Here is a 6658-nt window from a genome sequence, read left to right on the forward strand (position 1 = left end):
AAGGTTCTATTCCAAAGAGACTTAATGACGCTAGACCCGCTGTAAACATTCATGGCGATTTAAAGGCGAAGCCCTCCGAGAAGGGGGCTTGATCACAGCTTGTGCAGAGCGATGATCGACACCCACAAGCTCTTGGAAATCTGCCGCGCCGCTTTTGCGACGTGGCTTTGGGTGCTCTAAAAAGAGCAGGTTTAGAACACCATCCGATAAGAGGCGTAGAGCCACCAGGCTGGTGCGCCTCCCTGTGTGGTGGCGTTAACGGTGGTGGACACCCGGCCTGGACCCACGGGTAGGTCCACCCCCAAGCCTAGGCGTGCCCAGCTCCGGCGTGGAGCATCCGTGCCCTGAACTTCAAAGTCAGACAACCCGATAACCTGGCCGCTGGCCGTCGTTGGTGCCCGAGAGCCTGGGCGGTAACCACCCTCCAGCCGACCCGTAAGTCTCACATCGCCTGGCAATGTCCACGCACTGTCCAGCCCGATGCGCAGCACTGCGTCCTTGTCCTCGCGCATCCCAGCTGGCCGCAGTTCCACCGCTTTCGCTGTAGGCATCCATTTTCGTGCGGCTGGCCGTGTAACTTGTATACGGCGTGAACCCGACCCCCTTCCAGTTCCACAAATCCTTCCAGTCCAGCCGCACCAATACCGCTGTAGTACTGACATCGGTCTGCCCTACCGATGTGTCTGGAGTGCCCGCGTTCAAGTACGCGCGGCGCACGCGCATTGAGCCTTCGTTGTAGTAGGCCGAGAGCGTAGCGTACATCCCAGGCAATGCTTGCCAGGTGAGCTCAGGGAGAAGGTAGATGCCGTCCTGCCGGGCATTGCCTCCAAGATCCAGTGCACTGCTGCCGCGGGTGGTCCCCAATGCCAAGCGAGCCTGCAGGCGGGACGACAGTCCTCGTCCTAGGCTTAACTCACCCGACTGCTGGCGGCTGTCCACTCCATCGCGATCAGTACGGCCCCGAGTCCCCGGCCGCTGCTCGCACGCTGCTTTGCCCATCCGCCAACACCGTCTCCATTGGTCTGCCGTGCGCTCCGTGCATTACCATGTCTGCGTCACGCAGCGGCAGCATGGTTGTGTTAACTGCATTGGCCAGACTTGCCCCAGACTGGGCGGCATCGGTCAGCCCGCGGACCCGCCCCCAGAGTTCGATCCCCTCCATCTGAGCCTGAATCGTCGTCGTCAGGTGTCGGTGTCACCACCGCGACGCGTGCGATGAACGCGCTGCCGTCGTCGAGTTGGCCCACGACCACCGAACCATCTGCGTTAACCGCTTTGGCAGCTCTCGTACGCACCGACGGATCCACGGTGACACCATTTGCGGCCAGCCACTCTTCCACCGATTGCATGCCCGTGGCGTGAGTCCAGCGGAACGCGGAGAGTTCCGTGCTGTTGGGGCGAGGGTCTCGTGCTTCGCCGACCACCACACTGCCATCGGCATTCACGGCTCTTGCATAAGAGATCCCTCCACCATGCAACCAGCCCAGAGGCTCATTTCGTTGGTCGTCGACGACCACCGGAATGCTTGAATGCGAACGTCATCTACTGCATAGCCGACGATGATGTCACCGGAAGCATTCACACCCAGTAGCATATGAGTCTCTAAAGCCTACCAAAACGCCAAGGTCTTCCGCCACGTAGGTATCTTCGGTCCATCGAAATGCACGCCAACGGTTGTCGCAGAGACTGCTGCACCAACCACAACGTCTCCAGCTGCGTTGACCCCCGCCGCTAAAACGTTCCCACCCAAACTTAGGCCGTCTCATTCGACATACTACCTGACTGTTCCGTCCAGCGGAACGAACGCAGTACTACCCCCGCTCATCTGGATGCCGACGACCACGTCACCACTGGCGTTAACAGCGGTGGCCCACGACGGGTCCCCCGTTGCCCACCAAGGCGCTCTAGAACACCATTGTTCCAGCGCACTGCCTTCAGACCGAGGCCCTGATCGACTATGCGCCCACCACGACATCGCCCAATGCGTTGATAGCCATCGCAGTAGACTTCACAGCGCCGAGTGCTTCCGTCACTCCATTCTTTTGCTGGAAAGCTTGGGACTGAGCCTCAAAATCAATCGAATTAAAGATGATTATGTTGCCTTCAGCATTCACACCGGTTGCGATGCTCTGCGCGCCGCCCAAGTCAATTTGGTCGTATTGCGCCATCGCAGGCAGCGCGGCAGATAGCGCCATCAGAGCGATGCGACGGAAGGTCTTTGGCGGGGGAGAGCAAGTGCAAGCTTCATTGCAGTGTGGAGTTGGGTGTACAAGGGGGGCCGCCACGCACCTATCGGCATGTGGGATGAGAGCTGAGGTAGGTGCCTCACTACACATGAGCTGCAAATTGTGAGAGATGAGGCGTGTACAGTTTGAAAGCGTTGGCAAGGATCCGCATCCTGAAGTAATGAGCTGCAGGTGGCTGGGAGCGAACTGCGCCATCAGTGGAATGAAAAACGGCTGAGGATGGGCCGAGCGAAGGTCAGTCGAGCCAGGTTTACACCCTGCAGCGCAGGATCACCTGCGTGAACAGGTTGCTCAGCCGCAGGGAGATGATGCATCTCGGCGCTGTTCTCCCTGCTCCGGTGCTAAGCAGTCACCCACGAGATGCTCCGTGCGGATGAGAAGGCCACGCAGCTTAACCAACCACTCGCTGTCTGAAGGACACTTTCCAACTTGAACCGTATAGGTGAAATTTGCTTGGACTTCTTGATGGAATGCTTGTGCTCCCAGTTGTCCTGCAGCGCCTATAAGGGAGTGCATCAGTCTTTTTGCCTCGTGGATGTTGTTCGCGTCCACGTGAGCGACCAGCTCTTCCAACTGCGAGCGCATCACGTCAAACGCTTGAGCGATGTCAAGGGCGCTGATGCCGATGTCGCGCATAGCGTTCAGCTGCGATGTATTCAGAATCTCTACTGGATTCGTTGTGGCCGATGCATCTTCCGCTGACCCATTCTCGCTTACGCGAGAATCGAGCGATAGCACGTGAATCAGTCTCTCAAATAGTGTCAAGGGTTCGATTGGCTTGAGAAGAAACTCATTCACTCCGCATAGCAGTGATCGGGCGCGGCTCTCAGGATCACTGTGTGCGCTCATCGCTATCACGGGGATGAGGCCCGCTGGCAGCGACAGTGAGCGGATGGCCCGCGTCAAACCTAAGCCGTCAAGTCCTTGCATCTGCATATCGGTGATGACCACGTCCACTGTTCTCAGCTGACGCAACCGTTCGAACGCAATGTGACCATCGCTGGCTTCGATGACATCAACGCCGCGGCTTCGCAGCATTGCGCATATATGCTTTCGATTGAATGCATCATCGTCGACCAACATTACTTTCTTACCTGAAAGCCACGTTGATGCTGCCCAAGTTCTAGTACGCTGCTCCGCGGCAACTTGCGCATCGCAAAGCGCTTCAATCAGCTCCAGTGCGCTGCAACCCTTCGGAAGGAAAGCGTCCACACCGATGCTTTCCAAGCGCAGTCGCGCGAAGTATGGCGCTTCGGACGAGTGCACTACGATCGCCATCTGTTCGTGCCCAGAGGCGTCACCGCGCCGCACGCGGGTAGCGGTCTCATACCCATCCACCAAGGGCATGCTCAAGTCCAGCAGCAATGCGTCATAGTGTTGGGAGCGCAGCATTTGCAGTGCAATCTGACCATCTTCGGCTTCGTCGATCTCTGCGCGCAGTGGTTTCAGCATGTTGAGCACAGATTCTCTAACCCTGGATGAATCCTCTGCCACAAGAATCCGTTTGCCGGAGAAGAGGGACCGTGCCCTTTTCATAACTACTTCCCTGTGCGCAGCAAGCTCAGCGGCGGGAACCAATGGAAATCGCATAACGAAGCGCGTGAACTTGCCCTCGATGGACTCGCACGTGATATCTCCACCAAACGCGAGCATGGTGCGCTTGCAAAAGGAAAGCCCAAGGCCTGTACCACCCGGCTTGCCTATACTGTGGAATGCTTCGAATGCTCGTGCAAGAACTTCTGGACTCATACCTGGACCGGTGTCTTCAACGGTAACCGAGTAGGAATCCACGGTGATGTCGACACGCGCTTGAGGGTACTGACCAAAGTAGAACAGCGCGTTTTTCAATAGATTGAAGATCACGAATACATAACGTGCCTCATCGCCGCGAAACACAAAGTCGCAAGTTTCGTGAAGCGTCACGCGCTCCCTCTCGCCTTGGTTTTGATATGTGAACTCTTCGATGGCCTTTCGGACTACGGCCGCAGCTGAGAGGTAGCGGAGCTGGCTGGGATCGGGAGGTCGCTCACTCACCTCGTCCAAAATCATGTCGATGAGCTGCATGCCGCGGGCGATCGCGAACTTGCTTTTGGCCATTTGTCGAAAGACCGCTTCGAGGTCGTCTGCTCGTATAAGGCGGTCCGCTTCGTCGTAGGCTGGCCGAGGCAAGTGCTGACCGATGCTCCCTAGCCTGTAGCGGATCTGGCTCAGTGGATTCTTCAGTTCGTGCGCAATTGAGCCCGTCAGCGCACGCATGGTCTGGATCTTCTCCTGCGCCAATAAACCCTTGAGGTTGCTCCGACTAAAAATCAATCCGCCAATTAGCGTGTAGACGAGCAGGTGGAGGTGAACAGAAAAGAAGATGGCGTGGTCGTGTTCCGAAAAGTTGGGGACCGTACACCAGGCAACGCAAGCGGCTAACAGAACACCGAGACCAACGTTGGCAATCACGAGGATAGGCTGGGAAAACACCACCACCACGAAGAACACCATCGTGACCTCCAGCATGGAGCGTAGTACAGAGTAATTGCTGCTAAACAGCTGCAGTGTCGCGAAGAATGGAAGGGAATACAGTACAACTGCAAACCAGTACCAAGGGAGGTATTTTTGTAGCGAGCGTGGCCAGAATTTGTTTGTCAGCAGCCCAATACAGGACGCTGCACCCGCAGCCCTCAGCCACACGTTCTCGTTTTCCAGCGGAGAGATTTGCGTCCAGAAGAAGCCGTAAAAGCTATGGGCGATCAAACCAATCGCCCCGATCGCCACCATGCTGTAGAGGAGCGTTTTGCGTTCTCCCTCAGTAGCCGGTCAAATCCGTAACAGGCCTTGGAGCAGCAGGTTCATGTTTGCCAACGCGCACTCGTCCACGAACGTACACGCTGCCACAGACATGCCTGCACTACCCATCAGGAACATTGCGCGGTCCTCCGACTTCAATCGGCCTTCGGCACGAGCCTGAGCAAGTGCCGCGGGAATGGACGCAGAAACCACGTTGCCCGTGCGCGGGTACAGGTGGTAGATTTTCTCTCCAAACCCATACTGCGCACCAATGTCGTCCCATGCAGTGCTAGAGAACGTGTGGGTGAAGATCGATCTGTACGTTCTCTCCGGCGCCGCCAGCTTCTTCGAGCCGTTGAGGAAACACTCTTTGGAACGTCTCCTGTGCAGGTCTCTTCCCCCCATCGGCCGTAAAATCTTCCAACGCCGAGCTTTCCCACTGTCTGCGTCGGATCGCAGAAGTCCTCGAACCCGTGTACTGGAATCGTGCATAGGTCTGCAAGGTTGGGTTCCGAATGGAAATGCATGCTGAAGTTGCCCGGGTCCTGGGGCTTTAAAAGTGTTGCGGTGGCGACTTCGCCGATCGTGTAAGAGGGCAGCGCGTAGTTGAGTTGATCGGGATGCTCAAGCGCAAAGTTTGCAGGGAAGAGCGGCCCCCCCGCCGTCATGTTGAACTCTGCATTCACGATCATGGCATTGCGGTACGAGCGGGTCTTAAACAAGCTGTCCACAAGGGACAATGCGCGCGTCCAGCTCATGCAGGCGTCAATGACGTCGAAGCATTCTGCGCGCGAGATGCCAAGGGACTTCGCAACCATGTAGCTGTTCGCCGGCTCTCGAAAGCCGCCTCCAATACCGACGTAGATCAGCAGGTCAATGTCAGAACGGCCGCAATCCAGTGCCGGCTGCTCAGTGCGGAGCTCACCGCCTGATGCCGAAATGGTCGATAGGACGCTCGTTTGCACGCTGCCAGTTCCTGGTTACCAATCCACTGCGGTCCAACAGTGTCTTGATCACTCGCGACGTCGCGGAGATGTTTCCAGAAAATTCTGTAGAGTGGAACCGGATAAGGTCCACCACCTCTTCGTTGCCAGACCGCCCTGCTCGGGTAGCTCGCAGCGACTTTCTCAATGATCATGTACTGATACTCCCTGTTGAACCTGCTTTTGGCTAAGCGGGGGAGTCGCATGTTCGCCGCTACTCAAGTGGTACTGTCATGCAGTATTTTTCTCCCCACGTCGAGCATCTCGACGCGTTGCGGTTCCATTGCGCGCGAAAGGTACGAACCCACGGTTTTTGTGATCGGGTTACTGGAGGGAGGGAATCGGCTGGCCTTGCCAAGCAGCTTTTTCTCCATGACTCCAGCCTCGGACGCTGCCATGATGTGCGCCGGCAAACGTGTGCAGGAACTGGAGTTCCCAACGTCAAAAACGCTTCAAAAGAAGCGCGCGAGTGATGGCTCCGGGGAGCAGGTCGGGCTCACAATTGGCGGAGGTCAGAAGAAGCACAGCGAGTGGAGCACTTCATCAGTGCAGCCGTACCTACATAAGTTCTGAAGCAGGTGGCACGATCTCGCTTCAGTTCAAACGCGGTACGTCGTCTTCAAAGGGATAGTTTTGCGGCTGCCACGCTCC

The 6658-nt window shown here is 57.0% G+C and carries 7 protein-coding genes; all 7 read right to left on the reverse strand.

Annotated features, from left to right (window positions below; translation table 11 throughout):
• Positions 1 to 357 precede the first annotated feature (357 nt).
• Complete coding sequence (locus AC286M_RS00715) at positions 358 to 999, reverse strand: autotransporter outer membrane beta-barrel domain-containing protein (protein ID WP_488202552.1); 642 nt, start codon at positions 997 to 999, stop codon at positions 358 to 360.
• Positions 1000 to 1079: 80 nt separating this feature from the next.
• Positions 1080 to 1295: a hypothetical protein gene (locus AC286M_RS00720; protein ID WP_488202553.1), complete on the reverse strand. Its 216-nt coding sequence runs from the start codon at positions 1293 to 1295 to the stop codon at positions 1080 to 1082.
• 660 nt (positions 1296 to 1955) lie between these two features.
• Positions 1956 to 2195 carry a hypothetical protein gene (locus tag AC286M_RS00725; RefSeq protein WP_488202554.1) on the reverse strand — a complete coding sequence of 80 codons (240 nt, stop codon included), beginning with the start codon at positions 2193 to 2195 and terminating at the stop codon, positions 1956 to 1958.
• A gap of 342 nt (positions 2196 to 2537) precedes the next feature.
• A complete protein-coding gene (locus AC286M_RS00730; RefSeq protein WP_488202555.1) occupies positions 2538 to 5015 on the reverse strand; it encodes an ATP-binding response regulator in 2478 nt (825 codons plus the stop codon).
• A gap of 39 nt (positions 5016 to 5054) precedes the next feature.
• Positions 5055 to 5297, reverse strand: a complete 243-nt coding sequence (locus AC286M_RS00735) for a 3-oxoacyl-[acyl-carrier-protein] synthase III C-terminal domain-containing protein (RefSeq protein ID WP_488202557.1) — start codon at positions 5295 to 5297, stop codon at positions 5055 to 5057.
• Entirely contained in the window at positions 5180 to 5989 is an 810-nt protein-coding gene (locus AC286M_RS00740; RefSeq protein WP_488202558.1) for a beta-ketoacyl-[acyl-carrier-protein] synthase family protein, read from the reverse strand. The genes AC286M_RS00735 and AC286M_RS00740 overlap by 118 nt, the downstream gene beginning before the upstream one ends.
• A gap of 236 nt (positions 5990 to 6225) precedes the next feature.
• Positions 6226 to 6405, reverse strand: a complete 180-nt coding sequence (locus tag AC286M_RS00745) for a hypothetical protein (protein ID WP_488202556.1) — start codon at positions 6403 to 6405, stop codon at positions 6226 to 6228.
• Positions 6406 to 6658: the final 253 nt, after the last annotated feature.

The sequence above is a fragment of the Thainema salinarum CENA647 genome (genome assembly GCF_057732415.1).

Excerpts from the sequence above, each read along its gene's own strand:
- AC286M_RS00715 (WP_488202552.1), bottom strand. The coding sequence starts at position 999 with ATGGGCAAAGCAGCGTGCGAGCAGCGGCCGGGGACTCGGGGCCGTACT.
- AC286M_RS00725 (WP_488202554.1), bottom strand. The coding sequence starts at position 2,195 with ATGGCGCTATCTGCCGCGCTGCCTGCGATGGCGCAATACGACCAAATT.
- AC286M_RS00730 (WP_488202555.1), bottom strand. The coding sequence starts at position 5,015 with ATGGTGGCGATCGGGGCGATTGGTTTGATCGCCCATAGCTTTTACGGC.
- AC286M_RS00745 (WP_488202556.1), bottom strand. The coding sequence starts at position 6,405 with ATGGCAGCGTCCGAGGCTGGAGTCATGGAGAAAAAGCTGCTTGGCAAG.